At 70.6% G+C, this 16,086-nt stretch carries 16 protein-coding genes; all 16 read right to left on the bottom strand.

All coding sequences use genetic code 11. The annotated features are described in order from the left end of the window. Window positions 1-120 precede the first annotated feature (120 nt). Window positions 121-1,218, bottom strand: coding sequence for a CapA family protein (locus ACFWHU_RS24220; RefSeq protein WP_387227275.1), 1,098 nt, complete (start codon window positions 1,216-1,218; stop codon window positions 121-123). A gap of 38 nt (window positions 1,219-1,256) precedes the next feature. Continuing rightward, the gene (locus tag ACFWHU_RS24215) at window positions 1,257-2,087 is read right to left on the bottom strand and encodes a PP2C family protein-serine/threonine phosphatase (RefSeq protein WP_387227074.1); all 831 of its coding nucleotides are present in this window, start codon (window positions 2,085-2,087) and stop codon (window positions 1,257-1,259) included. A gap of 70 nt (window positions 2,088-2,157) precedes the next feature. After that, on the bottom strand, window positions 2,158-2,886 hold the full coding sequence (locus ACFWHU_RS24210; RefSeq protein WP_387227072.1) for an HAD hydrolase-like protein: 729 nt from the start codon (window positions 2,884-2,886) through the stop codon (window positions 2,158-2,160). Window positions 2,887-2,903: 17 nt separating this feature from the next. Then, window positions 2,904-3,437, bottom strand: a complete 534-nt coding sequence (locus ACFWHU_RS24205; RefSeq protein WP_387227070.1) for a hypothetical protein — start codon at window positions 3,435-3,437, stop codon at window positions 2,904-2,906. Between the two features lie 267 nt (window positions 3,438-3,704). Next, window positions 3,705-4,460 (bottom strand): hypothetical protein, encoded by a 756-nt coding sequence (locus ACFWHU_RS24200; RefSeq protein ID WP_387227068.1) that lies wholly within the window; start codon window positions 4,458-4,460, stop codon window positions 3,705-3,707. A 51-nt stretch (window positions 4,461-4,511) separates the two neighbouring features. Further along, window positions 4,512-5,558 carry a helix-turn-helix domain-containing protein gene (locus ACFWHU_RS24195; RefSeq protein WP_387227066.1) on the bottom strand — a complete coding sequence of 349 codons (1,047 nt, stop codon included), beginning with the start codon at window positions 5,556-5,558 and terminating at the stop codon, window positions 4,512-4,514. Window positions 5,559-5,622: 64 nt separating this feature from the next. Then, window positions 5,623-5,868, bottom strand: a complete 246-nt coding sequence (locus ACFWHU_RS24190) for a DnaJ C-terminal domain-containing protein (RefSeq protein ID WP_387227064.1) — start codon at window positions 5,866-5,868, stop codon at window positions 5,623-5,625. 230 nt (window positions 5,869-6,098) lie between these two features. Then, window positions 6,099-6,314, bottom strand: coding sequence for a hypothetical protein (locus ACFWHU_RS24185; protein WP_387227061.1), 216 nt, complete (start codon window positions 6,312-6,314; stop codon window positions 6,099-6,101). A gap of 41 nt (window positions 6,315-6,355) precedes the next feature. Then, window positions 6,356-7,228: an HpcH/HpaI aldolase/citrate lyase family protein gene (locus tag ACFWHU_RS24180; RefSeq protein ID WP_385804342.1), complete on the bottom strand. Its 873-nt coding sequence runs from the start codon at window positions 7,226-7,228 to the stop codon at window positions 6,356-6,358. Window positions 7,229-7,277: 49 nt separating this feature from the next. Beyond that, window positions 7,278-8,747: a dihydroorotase family protein gene (locus ACFWHU_RS24175; protein ID WP_387227059.1), complete on the bottom strand. Its 1,470-nt coding sequence runs from the start codon at window positions 8,745-8,747 to the stop codon at window positions 7,278-7,280. Between the two features lies 1 nt (window position 8,748). Further along, a complete protein-coding gene (locus ACFWHU_RS24170; RefSeq protein WP_385804339.1) occupies window positions 8,749-10,185 on the bottom strand; it encodes an MmgE/PrpD family protein in 1,437 nt (478 codons plus the stop codon). Next, window positions 10,178-11,071 (bottom strand): cyclase family protein, encoded by an 894-nt coding sequence (locus tag ACFWHU_RS24165; RefSeq protein ID WP_387227056.1) that lies wholly within the window; start codon window positions 11,069-11,071, stop codon window positions 10,178-10,180. Before ACFWHU_RS24165 ends, ACFWHU_RS24170 begins: the two co-directional genes overlap by 8 nt. Window positions 11,072-11,166: 95 nt before the next feature. Next, the gene (locus ACFWHU_RS24160) at window positions 11,167-12,417 is read right to left on the bottom strand and encodes a CaiB/BaiF CoA transferase family protein (RefSeq protein ID WP_385804335.1); all 1,251 of its coding nucleotides are present in this window, start codon (window positions 12,415-12,417) and stop codon (window positions 11,167-11,169) included. Beyond that, window positions 12,410-13,288 (bottom strand): IclR family transcriptional regulator, encoded by an 879-nt coding sequence (locus tag ACFWHU_RS24155; RefSeq protein WP_387227054.1) that lies wholly within the window; start codon window positions 13,286-13,288, stop codon window positions 12,410-12,412. The genes ACFWHU_RS24160 and ACFWHU_RS24155 overlap by 8 nt, the downstream gene beginning before the upstream one ends. Before the next feature lie 69 nt (window positions 13,289-13,357). Beyond that, on the bottom strand, window positions 13,358-14,683 hold the full coding sequence (locus tag ACFWHU_RS24150; RefSeq protein WP_387227052.1) for an Ohr family peroxiredoxin: 1,326 nt from the start codon (window positions 14,681-14,683) through the stop codon (window positions 13,358-13,360). Further along, the gene (locus tag ACFWHU_RS24145) at window positions 14,680-16,050 is read right to left on the bottom strand and encodes a M20/M25/M40 family metallo-hydrolase (RefSeq protein ID WP_385804329.1); all 1,371 of its coding nucleotides are present in this window, start codon (window positions 16,048-16,050) and stop codon (window positions 14,680-14,682) included. The genes ACFWHU_RS24150 and ACFWHU_RS24145 overlap by 4 nt, the downstream gene beginning before the upstream one ends. Window positions 16,051-16,086 lie beyond the last annotated feature (36 nt).

Genomic DNA, 16,086 nt, shown 5'->3' with positions numbered 1-16,086 from the left:
TTGCACAAACCAGGCCAGAACCTCTGCATTTCTCGCGCTCGGACGGTGGAGGGGCCAGGGCTCCTCTCGGGTCGATCTCCGCGGGCGCGGGAAGCACGTGCGGAGCCCAGGGCTGGTCCATCAGGCCGCCCGGAGCGTCAAGGTGCCCTCCGGGTCCGGCGCGGCGCACGGGCGGAAACCGTCGGAGAGCCGGTCGAGGAGGGATCGCAGCCACCGGCAGTCGTCGGATGGGGCGTGGCACAGGCGCATGCGCCGGGTCTGCAGCGGAGTGATGCGCAGCTCGGTGAGCTTGCCCGTGCCGGGCTCGAGCGAGGGGAGGTAGAGGAGCCGCAGGTCGTCACGGTACTGCTCGTGGCCGGTGATTCCCTCGTAGTCGTTGATGAGGTCGCCGCAGCCGTAAAGGATGAGCTTGCCCCGGTACAACTCCAGGGGGCGGGGGTGGTGCGAGGAGTGGCCGTGCACGAGGTCCGCTCCGGCGTCGATCAGGGCGTGGGCGGAGGCGACTTGGTCCCGGGGTATGCGATAGCCCCAGTTGGAGCCCCAGTGGACCGAGATCACCGCGATGTCGCCGGGACGCTTCATCCGCCGTATACGGTCGGCCACTTCGGCCGCGGCGGCGTCCGAAGGACCGGTCACGAAGCCGACTCCGCCGCGCGACCCGGTCGCGGCCCAGGACTGCGGGACGCCGCCGGACGGCATGCCGAAGGAGAAGACCAGGAGCCGTCGGCCCCCTTCGAGGAGGACGATCGCCGGGCGGCTCGCCCCGGCGGCGTCCCGGCCCGCGCCGGCCGTCCGCAGGTCCGCGCCGGCCAGCGAGTCGAGTGTCTCCGCGAGGCCGCGGCGGCCGAAGTCCAGGACGTGGTTGTTGGCCAGTACGCAGACATCGGGGCGGGCGGCCGACAGACAGGGGAGGTTGGCGGGGTGCATCCGGTAGTGGATCTCCTTGCCGGGGGCGAACGAGTCGCTGCGCGTGACGCTGGTCTCCAGATTGATCACGCGGGCGTCGGGCGCGGCCGACTCGAGGACCTCCAGTGCGTCCCCCCAGGGCCAGGAGAAGTCGACCGGACGCGGGATGGGGCCATTCGCCGCCTCCGCCAGACCGACGTACTCCCGGGCGTCCCTTACGTACCTCTCGCGGAGTTCCGGGTCACCGGGGTGCGGCAGGATCTGGTCCACGCCGCGGCCGAGCATGACGTCGCCGCAGACGAACAGCGTGATCAAGCCGGTCCTCCGTTCTGTCGTGTACGTCGTGTCTTTCAGGTGTCTGCTGTGTCGGCTGTCTCGGCGTGTCTGGCATGTCTGACGTGGGGCCCCGGCGTCGGCTGTTCGAGGAGGTCGATCAGCGCGAGCGTGATGTTGTCGGGGGCGCCTGCCTCGATGGCGGATTTCCACAGTTCGAAGACCGCCCGGCCGTCGTCGTGGGTGCTCAGCAGGTCGTCGAGCTTTTCCTCGGGCACGGGGTCGGTGAGTCCGTCGGTGCACACCAAGTAGCGCTTCCCCGCGGTGAGCGGCGCCGTGCTGACGTGCGGCACGATCCGGCTGAACCGCGGAGCGCCGCCGAGCGCCTGCGTGATGACCGACGTGGTGCGCCGGCCCGGCGCCAAGGGCGGGCTGTCGTCGACACTCACCCGGTGGAGGGTTGTGCCTCCGCCCTCGCCGGGCCCGTTCGGACTCGCGTCGAGCACTCTGCTGTCGCCGACGTTGAACACCAGCAGTTCCTTCGCGAGGACCACGACACCCGCGACCGTCGTGCCCATGGTGGCCAGCTCCGGATCACGCTCGGCAGCCGCGTACACGGCGTGATTGCAGACGTCCAGGGCGTCCCGCACGGCCTGTTCGCTGTCCAGCGCCGGCCCGAGCGACGCGAGGTGCCGGACGACGAGGCCACTGGCCACCTCGCCGGCCGGCTGGCCGCCGATGCCATCGGCGACCGCGACGACGAGTGGGCTGCCGAGCGGGAACCCCAGCGTCTGAGCTCTCTCGGTCATGGTCCCGCACAGCGTCCACGGCCCGACAACCAGACTGTCCTCGTTGTGATCGCGTACAAGACCTCGATGACTCAGGGCACTGACGGTTATATACGGCATTTCCGTCCCGCCTCTCCGTAACGGCAGGCGTGCTCCACACCACCATTGTCGCGCCGAGAGCCGTCCCGGCTCAGCCGGAGCCCGTGGCCAGGCGTCCCAGGAGGGCGGGCAGCGCGGCGAAGGAGTCGATGACATGGTCGGGTGTGCCCGTGGCCGCCCGGTGGGTCTCGGGCGTGTACTTGCCGGTCTTGACGAGGACGCCGGTGATCCCGCCCCGCTGTGCGGCGAGTACGTCGGACTCGATGTCGTCCCCGACCATGACCGCCGCCGACGGCTCCGCGCCGAGGTGGTCGAGCGCGGCGGCGAAGAACGCCCCCGCCGGTTTGCCGGTGATCTCCGCCTCGACCCGGGCAGCCCGCTCCAGGCCCAGGAGAAAGGCCCCGCTGTCGAGGCTGAGGCCGTCGGCGGTGCGCCAGAACAGGTTGCGGTGCATCGCCACGAGGCGCACTCCGCGCCGCAGGTGGCGGAACACGCGGTTGAGGGCCGGGTAACCGAACTCCTCGCCGGCCCCTCCGACGACGATCACGTCCACACCGGCGTCCGGATCCGTGTCGTCGACGAGCGTCACACCCCACAGATCGTCCCGGATGTCACCGGCGTTGAGCAGCAGACAACGAGCACGCGGACAGTGCTCGCGCAGATACACGGCGGTGACGGCCGGCGCGGTGAGGATGTCGTCGACGGTGACAGGGAACCCCGCCCCGGCCAGACGCTCGGCAATCGAGGCACGAGTCCGCGAGATCGTGTTCGCGACCAGCGCGAAGGGGCCAGAAACCTCTGGATCAGCGGAACCGACCACATTCTCCCAGCACCGCCTCAGGGCGCCTCGTGGGTCTCCACTCGGACGCAGGTGACCACCCGGGGCCCGTCGTCCGTGTACTCGGGGAACGTCAGCATCAATTTGTCCTTGCCACCGCTGACCTGCATCTTCGAGTAGCCCGCGTCCTGGCCGTCGATCAGTCCCCCTGACAGGGTGTGCCCGCCCTCGATCGTCTTCTCCACCCTTTCGGGAACGTCGTGGACCACGTACGAGGGGCGCTGGTCGAACGTCACGGAGAGGCGTCCGCCCTCAAAGGACCAGCTGCCTTCCTCCGACCACGCAGTCTCCGTGCTCGTCAGTAGGAACGGGCCGTCTTCGGATACGTCAATCCGGGCCCCCATGCCGTTCTCTGCCTCGAACTGCCAACTGCCCTTGAGGAACGCCCCCAAGGTCTGGGATCTGACGCTGGTGGAACCATTACCCGAACAGGCAGCCACGGCCGCGGCCGCGACGCCCGCCAGCGCGTATCGGAGCGCCGCACGGCGCCCGACCACCCGGACGAATCCCTCGGTGCCCATTGGATTTCCCATCCTGTCTCCTCTCTCGCGTCCGAGGGTGGCGTGTACCCGACAACATTGCAGCATTGCCAGTCTCAAGCCGGAGGAATAACCGGCCATGACCTCCCCGGGGTAGGCCTCGGGCCGCTGTCCCGTCCGTCGATGGGGTAGACCCCTGCCCGGACGCCGGGCTGTCCCTGGCCCACAAGGGAGGACATCGCACCGGGTGTCATCGCGACCGTACGACGCCGGCCGGGCCGGACCCGCGCTCGCCAAGATCGCCTGGGCGACGCGGACACCTCACCGCAGGGTGGCGCGGGCTGTCGGAGTACTTCCCTCCAATACGGCCCGGACACGCTGCTCCAGAACACTGGCCCACTCCTGTGCTGTCGGCTTGCCGTCGACGGGCGCATGGACAACTACCTCCACCGGTCCCACGGGTACGAAAATGTGGGTGAAGCGTTGCGTGTCGAAGGTCAGCCCGTTGCCGCCATCGTCGGCAGCCGGCTTCGGGCCCCAGCAGGCATACAGCTTCTGTTTCAGCGGGAGGTTTTCCTCGATCATCCTGGTTGCCTCGGCAACGCTCGACGGGGGTTCAATGCCGTCCTCACCGGTAGGCACGTTGAGCTGGAAGAACGCGCCGTCGCCCTTGTCCTCATTGCCGGCACTGATGGCGTCCTCGATCCGTAGGCCGACTTCAGCAGCCTCCAACGGGCTCGCACCGCACCCGAAAGGCCCGGCAGCGTTCTGAGCTTCGGCGGCGTCCCGCCAGCCCACCGAATCCGCCCCTGAGAGCTTCCAGCCGGCGGGAAGCTCCTCCGCGGTGGGCAGCATGCTATTGACCTCGTCCGAACTGGGCAGACCGTTGCCGGAAGGGGTGACCAACTCCGGCGTCTGCTCGCCCTGGTGGTCGTCCATCTCCTGGGATGGCGCGGATGGCTCGGCGTTGCCGCCGTCGGAACAAGCGGCGACGGATGCGGTGAGCAGGACAGCGAGGGCTGCCCCGGCGATCATCCGAGTCGCGACGGTGCCTTTGCGCCACATCTTCATACCCATCCACGCATCGTGACGGGCGCCATCGGTCGCGAGTTGGCGATGCGTGCGGCCTTACTTGTCGCTCAGCGCAGCCCATTGCTCATCCGGCTGACTGAGCGACGCCGCCTGCCGGAGCTCTCTGGGCGTCATGCCGTACGCGGCGCGGAACGCCCGGCTGAAGTCCGCCGGGCGCGGGATCCCCCACCGGGCGGCGATGGCGCTGATGGACCGCCGCCGCAGCCGGGGGTCGGTGAGGTCGGCATGGCAGCGTTCCAGGCGGCGCCGGCGTATCGAGGCGCTGACGGTTTCCGGTTCGCTTCGGAACAGCAGGTGGAGGGTGCGTACGGAGACGTGGTGGTGGGCGGCGATGGCCGCAGGGTTCAACTCGGGGTCGCCCAGCTGGTGGTCGATGAAGGCGTTGATCCGGGCCAGCAGAACCGCATTGCGTGTCTCGGCGGGCAGGGTGTCCTGGGCTCCGAGCCTGGCCGCCACCAGGGTGGCGGCCAGGTCCACCCCGATGGCGCCGAGCCGGGCCAGCTCCACCGGACCGCAGGTGCGGGCGGCCTGCGGCAGCTGTGCCAGGTACAGGCCGAGCAGGGCCGCCGACCCGGCCAGGGGCGGCAGCGGCTCGGCCAGCAGCCGGTCGGCCCGGCCGTCGGCCAGCGGCGGGACGGGGCGCGGCAGCCGCATCAGCGTCAGGCGGGTCTGCCGACCGTGGTCGAGGAACTCGCAGACCAGCGGACGCGATGTGGAGAACAGGGCCATGTCGCCGGCTTGGAGGCAGGCGACGCCGCGCGCCTGCTCCAGCCGGACCGAGCTGTCTCGAACCAGGAGCAGATAGTAGTTCTCGGGGTCGTGGCGGCGGATGTGGACCGGCGAGCGGCGGGCAGTCATCGGGGAGAAATCGAAGGTCGTCACCTGACTGTGCGGCAGCACGACGGCTTCCGCCCGGCCCCGGAAGACGGCCGTGTGCGCGCTGCGTACCGCCACGGGCATGACTTCGTGGCCGACCATTTCGGACCACCAACCAAACCGCTCCAGCGCCGGGACGGAATCGGTGCCCACCGTCACCACCGGCCCCGTGCCGCCCTGGCCTGGCATCTCCGCGAAAACGGGCATGCAACTGATACTGCCTGGCAGGACATCGATCGAGAAGACCCCCCGCTCGCCCGCGCCCGGCCGATCAGCCGGTGACGTACAGGTCCCCCGGCGCTCCGCCGTGCTTTCCCGGCGCGCCGAGTTCCCTGATTCGGACCACCTGCCCGCCCTTGACGCCGACGGGGATACGGACCTTGTAGGTGTGCTGCTTCCGAACGACCCTCCGGGTCCTTGGCCAGGAGCCGGCTGGCCGCCATCGCGCCGAGATACACCGCGATCTGGTGGTGTTCCATCCGCTCGACCAGACCTGGTCATGGAACTGCTCCAGCACCCCCCTGGCGGAAAGGGCGCCCGGCTCTGCCGGACGCCCTGTACATCGCAGCGGTCGCCTACGTCCGCCTCATCCCCCACCTCGTCCCGGCGGCAAAAAAGCCACCGCGCTGACCAGGAAAAACGCAGGTCATGGGCCTCTGGATGACCAACGCATGACCAACTCGTAGCCTGAAAGGCCATGGAATGGCTCCAGCGAAGCACCTGCCGGTCCGCACCCGAGCCGAACGCCTATCGCCGGTCAGCGCCCCAGCCAGACGTTGTGAGGACCGGCGACCAGAAGACGATGAGCCCCGCCTCCTCGAGTCGGGTCAGCCGGCGTCGAACGACAACGGGGCTCCAGGGAAAGCCGGTGCGGAACTTGAAGACGATGCCGTCAAGAATTTGACGGTGACCCCGCCACCGGCCACGAGCCCGCCCCGCAGGCGGCAGCAACGGCTCGATCACCGCGAAATGCTCACCGGGCCGTCCGGTGGGACGGTTCGTCCTCAAGCGCCGGACGGGCCTGCTGTGTCCTCGGTCGCCCCGCGATCGAGGACCGGCACCGGTGTCTCGGAGAGCAGGCGGCGGGCTCGTCGGACGACCGCCTCGTCGACCATGCGGCCCCCCTCGTCCAACATCGCTCCGCCATGGGCGGATTCGAAGCGGGCTACAAGATCGCGGGCGCGGGCCAGTTCGTCGGGGGTCGGGGTGAACACCCCGTGGACCACCGGCAATTGGGCGGGATGCACACAGGTACGTCCGCGGAAGCCGAGCCGTTTCAACGCCTCCGTGCTGGCCTTCAGCGCCCCGAGGTCACGTACGTCTGTGCTGGCCGGTGCCATGGGTGGGGCGAGGCCCGCCGCCGCCGATGCGAGGACCACATGGGACCGGGCCCAGAGCAGTTCGGGCTCTCCGGGGCCGGGCGAGACCCCGAGGTCCGCCCGTAGATCGGCCTCCCCCAGCTGAAGACGCGCGACGCGTGGACAGCTGGCGATGCGGGGGGCCGCCAGGACGGCCGCCGCGCTTTCCAGGACGGGGCAGAGCACCGCCGACGGGTCGTCCGCGAGCAGGCCGGCCACGGCATCGATGTCCTCCGGCGACTCCGCCTTGGCCACGAAGAAGCCGGTGACTCCCCTGCCGAGCAGGGCACGAACGTCGTCGTGCCCGCGCTCCCCGGGGTTGACCCGTACCCAGATCCCGGGTCCCGCCGGGTCGGTCTTCCGCCCGGCGAGCCAGGCCGCGACCGTCGATCTGGCCCGGTCCTTGCCCGCGGGCGGGACGGCGTCCTCCAGGTCGACAATGAGGGCGTCGGCGCCCCGGGACGGCGCCTTGGCCAGCATGTCCGGCCGGTCGCCTGGGACGTACAGTGCGGATCTCACGGCCCGGCCCCCTCCCGCGCCATTCCGCGCGGCAGGGCCGCTTGGCGTGTCACGGCCGTGCCACCGGCCGATGCAGGTAGCGACCGGACGGTTCGCCGACCGGCTTGCCCGCCCGGAGGATTTGGCGGCCCCTCAGGAAGGTGTCGGTGACCTGTGCAGTGAGACCGAAGCCCTCGAACGGCGTGTACTCCTGGGCCGATTCGGAATCCGCGGCCCGTACGGTCCAGTGCGCGTCAGGGTCCACCAGACAGAAGTCGGCGTCGTGGCCCGCGGCGATCGCTCCTTTGGTACCGAGACCGTAGCGCTGGGCCGGGTTCCAGGAAGTAAGAGCGGCTATCCGGCCGTAGGACAGGCCCCGTTTGCTCCCTTCGGTGATCAGTCCGGGCAGCAGGTACTCGGCGCCGCCGAAACCGGACTTGGCGAGGAACACGTCGTCCTTCGGCTCGCCGAATTTCAGCTCCTCGCGGCAGCAGGCGTGGTCGCTCACGACCCAGTCGACGGTGCCGTCCAGGACGTACTCCCACAGCGCCTCGACGTCCTCGCGAGGCCGCAGCGGCGGGTTGACCTTGCCACCGATCCCATGTGCGGTGGTGATGTCGGCGAGCAGGTGTCCGACCGTGACCTCGCGGCGGAAGTCGATGTGCGGGAAGGCCCGCGCCATCCGGACGGCCGCGTCCACCGCCTTGCGCGAGGAGAGGTGCAGCAGGTTGATCGTCGGCAGCTCGGTCTCGTGCGCCAGGTAGGCGGCGATGGAGACGGCCAGCCCTTCCGAGTGCGGGGGCCGGGACGCGTGGTAGGCGGCCAGGCCGGTCAACTCCCCCGCTTCCTCGACCAGTTGGGTATACGCGCTCATGATTTCCGCCGTCTCGCAGTGCAGCGACAGCGAGATCCGGTCGGCGAGATCCGGGAAGCGCTCGCGCGCCGCCTGGATGCCGCGCATCACGAATTCGAAGTGCGCGTAGTCGTAACGCTCGCCCTCCGGAGTCATCAGGAAGGAGTTCTGGTCGGCGGAGCGCCCGTGCAGTCCGTGGCTGCCGTAGAACATGAAGATTTTGAACGAACTCACCCCGAACCGCTCGATGAGATCGGGGATCTCGTCGATGTGGCCGCGGCTCATCGGCGCCAGATGGAACGCGTAGTCGATGTGGGCGCGCCCCTCAGCCGCCGCGAGCACCTCTGGGAAGAAGTCCGCGTACGGGCCTCCCTTGTTGAGGTAGTACTGCCCGGTCCGCATATAGGTGAGCGCCGTGGTCACACCGCCCTGCGCGCCGGCCCGGCTCTCCGAAGCGGCGTCCTGCGCCAGCTCGTTGTAAATGCCCCAGTGCTGGTGCGCGTCCACCACACCGGGGAAGGCGAGCCTGCCGCCGGCGTCGACCACCTCGGTGCCGGGACCGGCGCCTGTCTCAGGCGCCACCAGGGCGATACGGCCGTCGCGGACCGCGATGTCCGCCGTGACGGGCTCGTCCCGCTCGTGGCTGACCACTCGGGCGTTCTTCACCACAAGGTCGTAGTCGCTCATCTCACTGCCTCCCGCTGTCGCTGTCGAACTCCGCCAAGAGGCGGGTGAGTTCATGGATGTCGTCAAGCTTTTCGAGCCCCCGGGCCCGCGCCGTCACGGCGTCGGCGGTGGCCGGGGACAGCCGACCCGCCGTGTTGTCCCGGAACTTCGTCTCCAGCTCACCGTCGGTGAGCGGACGGTCGGTGCCGCCCCGGTTGGTGAGCATCTCCGTGTGCCAGGTCCGGCCGCGGGTGTCGCGGACGGTCAGCGTGGCGGGGAACTGGTACGGGAAGCCGGCGGTGGCCCGCGCGTCAGCCACCACGTCGATCTTCGCCATCAGTGCGCGCCGCCGCGGCTCGCGGGCCAGCGTGTCGGTGTAGTCGCCGAGGCCGACACCCAGCCCCTCGCCCGCTCCGTAGAGCGCGGCGGCCACGGCGTAGGGGCCGCTGAACTGAGCCTCGTATCCGTTCTCCGGCGCGCGCTTGCGCTCCAGGGGCTGGCCGATGGTCCGCAGGACCGGGGAGGGCACCCCGAGGACGGCGGACTCCACCTCGTCGGGGACCAGTCCCCGGCGGCGCAGTTCCAGGGCCGCGTCCACTGCGGTATGGGTGAAGTGGTTGGCGGGGTAGGGCTTGAAGAAGATGCCGGGTACGGCCCAGTCGGTGCCGAGGCCGCGGGTGATCTCCTGCGGCGCGTAGACACCGTGCAGGAACGCCTGGAAGAAGCCGAACCTGCCCTCCAGTACGGTCGGCGGTCCGGTGAAGCCCCGGGCCACCAACTGTGCCGCGGTGACGGCGGAGTGCGCCGCCCACCCGCAGTGCAGCCGTTTGACGGTGCCGCCGGTGCGGTTGGCCTCGATGATGCCGGACGCGGTGGACGCGGCGATGCCCAGCACATCCGTGAGACCGCGCTCGTCCAGGCCGAGCAGGGTCCCCGCGGCGACGGCACCGCCCAGTGTCCCGCAGATGGACGTCGCGTGCTGGCCGTGCTCGAAGAAAGTCGAGTTGCCCGCTTCCGGGTCGTAGCCGGCCATCCCGAGCCGGACGCACACCTCCAGGCCGATGGCGACGGCGCGTACGGTCTCCCGGCCAGAGGCACCGGCCAGTTCGGCGGCGGCGAGCGCGGCGGGAACGACGGAGGCGCTGGGGTGCAGCACGGACGGCAGATGGGTGTCGTCGTAGTCCAGGGAGTGGGCGAGTACGCCGTTGGCGAGCGCGGCCAGCGGGGCCGGCAGCGCCTCTGGACCGCCGCCGACCGCGTGGGCCTGCGGGCGTCCGCCCTGCTCGGTGACGTGCGCGATGATCGCGCCGCTGGTGGGCAGGCGGTGGGCGGCGACGCACAGTCCGAGGATGTCCAGGACCCGTCGCCCGACGCTGTGGGTCACATCGGCGGGCAGCGCGTCGTACGGGGTGCCCGCGGCGAAGGCCGCCAGCTCACCGGCGAGTGTCGGCTCAGCCATCGGTGGCCCTCCCGGTCGTCGGCCGGTCGTCACCGACCAGCGCCAGCGGACGCACCGGCGACCCGGTGGCGCCGTACAGCGGCAGTGGCGCGAGGACGAACGTGAACTCGTACACCCGCTTTTCGGCGATCTCCTCCAGCGCCAGCGTCTCGATGATGTAGATGCCGGACTCCACCAGGAGCACCCGGTGCGCGGGCAGCACGCTGTGTCCCTGACCGGGCGCCAGCCTTTCGAAGGCGATGGTGTCGGCGCCCGCCGCGTGGACGCGCCGGGCGGCCAGCAGGCGCGCTCCCGCCTCCGAGATCCCCGGCACACCCGACTCCCCTCCTGTGTAGGTGCGGGTGTCGGGGTCGTGGAAGTGGCGCCCCCAGCCGCTGCGGATCAGCACCACGTCGCCTTCGCCGATCGCGGTGCCCTGCCGCCGCGCGGCCGCTTCGAGATCGGCCGGGGTGATCTCGTAACCCGGCGGGCAGCACTCCTCCCCGCGCACGGCGGGGATGTCGAGCAGGACGCCGCGGCGGACCATGGGCTCGATGGTGTGGACACCGTGGTCGGCGTAGAACCCGCCGGCTCCCGCCTCCGCCGCGTCGGCCCCGCCGTGCAGCAGGCCGTTGTGGGAGACATGGGCGAGTGCGTCGATATGGGTGCCCACGTGCGTGCCCATCACGAGCATGTCGTTGGCGGCCGAGCCCCCGTCGGATCTGATCCGGTCCCCGTGGCGGCGCGGCAGGGTGTGCCAGTAGGCCGGGTGGTTGGGGGACTGCGGCATACCGATGAACATCGGCCGCGCAAGGTCGTAGGCCCGTACACCGTCCCGCAGCGCGTCCAGGAGGCGGTCCCTCCCGGGTCGGGCCAGCGGGCCCGATGATGTCGTGGTGCTGCTCACTGGAGTATCCGTTTCTGATCGAAGTGCGGCTCCCGGCACGGGGCCGGGTACGTGCGGTCGTTGGCGGCCGGGGCGCCCGGCCTCCCCGACGTTGTTCAGGCGACGGTGCGTTCCTCCCGGAGCCGCGCCACCTCGGCGGGGTCCAGGCCGAGTTCGTCCACCAGGACGCTCTCCGTGTCCGCCCCCAGGGACCGGCCGGTGAAGCGGATCGATCCAGGCGAACGCGACATGCGCCACATGACGTTGTGCATCAGCAGCGGTCCGAGGTCGTCGTCGGCCACCTCGGTGATCATCCGGGTCTCCCGGATGTGCTGGTCCTCGACGATGTCGCGGGCGTCGTAGACGGGTGCCACCGCCGCGCCGGCGGCCGTGAACTCCTCGATCACCTTGTCGCGGGTACGGGCCGCGATCCAGTCGCCGACCATGCCGTCGAGGAGATCGGCGTGCGCGGCCCGGCCACCCCCGGAGGCGAACCACGGCTCGTCGATGACCTCCGGGTGGCCGACGAGGCGCAGTACTCGCTCGGCGATGACCTGGGCGCTGGTGGACACCGCGACCCAGTGGCCGTCGGAGGTGAGATAGGTGTTGCGGGGCGCGTTGTTGGTGGAGCGGTTGCCGTGCCGCCTTTCCACCAGGCCGAGTTGGTCGTAGACCGTGGGCGAGGGACCGACCGCGGCCATCAGCGGCTCCAGCAGACTCATGTCCACGACCTGGCCGCGGCGGTGCGGGTCGCGTTCACGGGCGAAGAGGGCCATGGCCGCCGCCGACGACGCGGCGATACCGCAGAGGCTGTCGGCGAGCCCGAACGCCGGCAGGGTGGGCGGCCCGTCGTCCGCCCCGGTCAGATGGGCGAAACCGCTCATGGCCTCGGCCAGGGTGCCGAATCCCGCCCGGCCGGCGTAGGGGCCGGTCTGTCCGAAGCCGGTGATCCGGACGATGACGAGACCCGGGTTGACGCGATGCAGTTCCTCGGGGCCCAGGCCCCAGCGCTCCAACGTGCCGGGGCGGAAGTTCTCGACAAGGACGTCGGCACGGGCGATCAGGGAGCGGAAGATCTTCGCTCCCCCGGGAACGGAGAGACTGAGGCCGACCGTGCGCTTGTTCCGGGATATCTCCTTCCACCACAGGGAGTGGCCGTCCTTGGTGTGGCCGTGCCCGCGCATGCCGTCGCCGGCGACAGGGTGCTCGATCTTGATGACGTCCGCGCCGTAGTCGCCCAGCAGTTGGGCGCAGAGCGGGCCGGCGAGGATGGTCGACGCGTCGACCACCAGCAATCCGTGGAGCGGTCCCGGCGGAGCCACCGGGACCTCGGCGGAGCCCTCCGCCGGGGCGGTCGGGTCACTCATGGTGCTCCTCTCGTGGGACGGCGGACAGACCTGCCTGCCCCTTCTGCTGCCGTACGGGCGCCACACCCGCCGGGCCGCGGTGCCCGGCACCCAGATCGGCGGAGACCGCCGCCGCCGCCCTGGCCACCGCTTCGCCCAGCCGTTCCTGGCTGCTGCCGTCGCCGTCGAACATCGCCTTGGTGCCGCAGACCGACAAGGAGGCGACCACCTGCCCGGTGGCCCCGTGCACGGCGGCGGCGACACTTGCCGCCTCGGTCTGCCGCTCCCCGTAACTGGCCGCGTAGCCGAGCCTCCTGATCCGGGCGATCTCCTCCCTGAGCAGATCGGCGGAGGTGATCGTGGCCGCCGTGACGCTGTCCAGCTCGTGGTGGCCGATGTAGTCCTCCACCTCCGAGTCGGGCAGCGCCGCGAGGATCGCCTTGGACGACGATCCGGCGTGCAGCGGATGACTGGTGCCGAGCGCGACGGACATCCGGATCTCGTGACGGGAGAGCACCTGGTCGACGTAGACGCGGGACCAGCCCTGGCGCACGGACAGGGTGCTCGTCTGGCCGGTCAGCTCGGACAGCGTCGCGAGATGACGGTGCGCGACAGCGGGTATGTCCAGCTCACGCATGGCGGCGAGGCCGATGTTCAGGGCCCCGGGGCCGAGACCGTAGAGCTTGGTCTCCTCGTCGAAGCGCAGGAACTGACCCGACACCAGTTCCCGCAGGATGCGGTAGGCCACCGCTTTGGACAGACCGGTCTCCCGGGCGATCGTCGACACCCCGTGCTTCTGCGGCGAACGGCCGATGGCGTCGATGACCGCCAAGGCGCGGGCGATGCCCGATCGGGGCTGGTCCGGGTGGGCGAGACTGTCCTCGGTAGTCATGGGGTCCTCGGTCGTGTCGTGGCCGGCGGCGCGGCCTGGTGGGGGGACGGGGGCAAGGGAACAAGCCGCTCAGCCTTTCCCTGTCACCTGTGTGGACACCGGTATGTTGCCGCGTATCGCGTTGGCGTAGGGGCAGATCCGGTCGGCGTCCGCGACCAGTTCCGCCAGCTCGTCGGTCGGTACGCCGGGGTCGCTGACGTGGAGCGCGACGACGAGCCCGTAGCTGTCGGGGCCTGAGATGCCCGCAGGGCTGGTGATGCCCAGGGTGACCGAGGCGCTGACCGTCGTCGCAGCGAGCGCGGTACGGCGCCGCCGGGCCGCCACTTCCAGCGCGCTGCGGAAGCAGGCGGCGAAACCGGCGGCGAAGAGTTCCTCCGGGTCGCTGCCCGGATCTCCCTCACCACGGTCTGCTGGGCGGGACAGCGGCAGGTCCAGTGCGCCGGTCAGGGAGCGGACCCGGCCCGCCCGGCCGCCTTCGGCCTCGACTGTCGCCGTGTACAAGGGCTTTGACAGCGGTACGGGGGCGGGGCCCCGGTCTTGCGCGCCGGGCGCGCGGGCCTCGTCGGCCGGTGCCTGGGGGCCGGCGGCGCAGGCCCGTACGTGGGCGGAGAGCGCGGACGCGAACTCCTCCGGCTGTTCCTCGGCGACGAAGTCCGTGCCGCCGGAGATCACCGTCAGAGGCGCGTTGGGGAAAGCGGCTTGGACCTCCTTGTTCATCCGGTTGAGCACGTCGTCGCCGCCGTGCAGCAGCAGGGTGGGGATGCCTGCGAGGGCGGCCGTGTCGAGTCGGTGGTCGAAGACCGCGCGGTAGGCCACCGCGTAGTCGGGGCCGACGCTGAGGTATTCGGCGACCTGGCGGCTGGCGGACTCCGCGCCGATCGTCGGGTACAGCCATCGCACGCGGTCCCAGATCACCCGCAGATGGCCGCCGCCGTGGGCGGGTGTGTAACCGGGCGCGTACGAGGCGGACTTCTCGGCCCGTTCCTCGTCGGAGTAGAGCGGGATGCCCTGGAAGACCAGTCCGCGGACCCGTTGACGCTGTTGCAGCGCGGCCTCGGCAGCCACGATCGCCCCGGTGTGCTGACCCAGCAGATGGACGCTGTCCAGGCCGATCGCGTCGGCAATCTGCCAGACGGCCCGCGCGTACTCCGGTATCGACCAGGGTCCGGGAGCCGCGTCCGACATGCCGAATCCGGGGGTGTCCACGGCCACGGCCCGTACGCCCCGGGCCGCCAGCGGGGCCAGGGCCGGCTCGTAGGTGGCGGAGGAGAGTGGCGACTGATGCAGCATCAGGATCACCGGTGCGTCCTGGTCACCGGCGTGGCGGTAGTGGACCCGGCCCCACGGCAGGGTGACGTATTCGCGGCGGGCGGAGCCCCGCAGATGGGTGGTCATCGGTTCTCCTCCGTCGCGGCCAGGGCGGCCATCACCTCGATGACGTGCTTGACGCCCGTGCGGTAGTCCTCCAGGCGGATGTGCTCGTCGGGGCCGTCGATCCCCGCATCCGCGCGGGACACGCCGATACCGACGATGGGGCGATCACCGAAGGCGCCCTGGTTGCCGATCCACTGGGTGAAGGGCTCAACCATCGGTTCGGTGCCGTACGCCCGCCGGGCCGCGTCGGCCACCAGCGCGACGAACGGGTCCCGGTGGTCCGTCAGATGGGGGCGGCTGGCTGCCATGATCTCCAGAGCCAGATCACCGAATCCGTGCTCCACCAGGTGTTTGCGCAAGATGGTGAAGACCCGCTGCGGGTCCTGGCCCGCGATCAGCCGGATCTCGATCTTCGCGGTCGCGGTGGCGGGCAGCCCGAGGGTGATGTCGTCGCGGGTGTCGCCGCCCTCGATCCCGGTGACCGTCAGGGTGGGCCGGGTACGGATGGCGATCGCGGCCTCGGTGTCGTCAAGACCGCCGACGAAGGTCTGGACTCCAGCCCGCTCCCGCAGGAAGGCTCCGTCGAAGGGCAGCTGCCGCAGCAGTTCCCGCTCGTGCTCGGTCGGCTGCCGCGCGTCGTCGGCGAATCCCTCGACCGTGACCGTGCCGTCCGGCCGTTGGAGGCTGCAGAGCGCAGCGGCGAGGCGGGCGGTGGCCGTCGGCAGCAACGCGGCGTTCTGGCTGGTCAGTTCGCGACTGAGGGTGGTGGCGGTGAGCCGGAGGTATAGGACGCCCTTCTCACCGAGTTTGAGGAGCGGACGGCCCTGTCCGTCGACCCAGGAGTTCTCCCACAGCGCCCCGTCGCAGCCGAGCCGGTCGCGGTGGGCGGCGACGAACGAGTCCAGGCCGGGGCTGTGCAGCCACTTCTTGCCTTCCATGATGAAACGGCTGGTAACCGGGGCTTCCAGGCCGGCCAGCCGCCACGCGGCGGCGGCGTGCACCCGGGAGAGCAGCGCCCCCTTGTCGTCGGCGACGCCCCGGGCGTACAGCTTTCCGTCGCGGACGTCCGCCGCGTACGGAGGGCTGGTCCAGGCGTCGTCGTCGCCGGTCGGCTCGACCTCGACGTCGTAGTGGTTGAAGTGCAGCAGGGACCGCCGGCCGCCGGGCATCTCGCCGAGGACGTAGGGATGTGATTCCTCCCAGGGGATGACCTCGGCGCTGCCGCCCCAGCGCCCGAGAGAACCGGCGAGGAAGTCGGCCGTGGCACGCATCTGGTCCGCCTCCTGGCGGCGGCTGCGGATGCGGCACAGTTCCTGGAGTTCGGTCACGAAGGTGTCGAAGTGGGTGTCGACCGCAGCGAGTGCGGCGGAGAGGTCCGGTTCGGGCATCGGCTCTTCTCTTCCTTCTTGTCAGTTGGGGCAGTC

Origin of the sequence: Streptomyces sp. NPDC060366, assembly GCF_042725135.1 — a bacterium.
In the GTDB taxonomy this organism is placed as follows: Bacteria; Actinomycetota; Actinomycetes; order Streptomycetales; family Streptomycetaceae; genus Streptomyces.
This window is presented reverse-complemented; position numbering and strand designations above follow the sequence as displayed.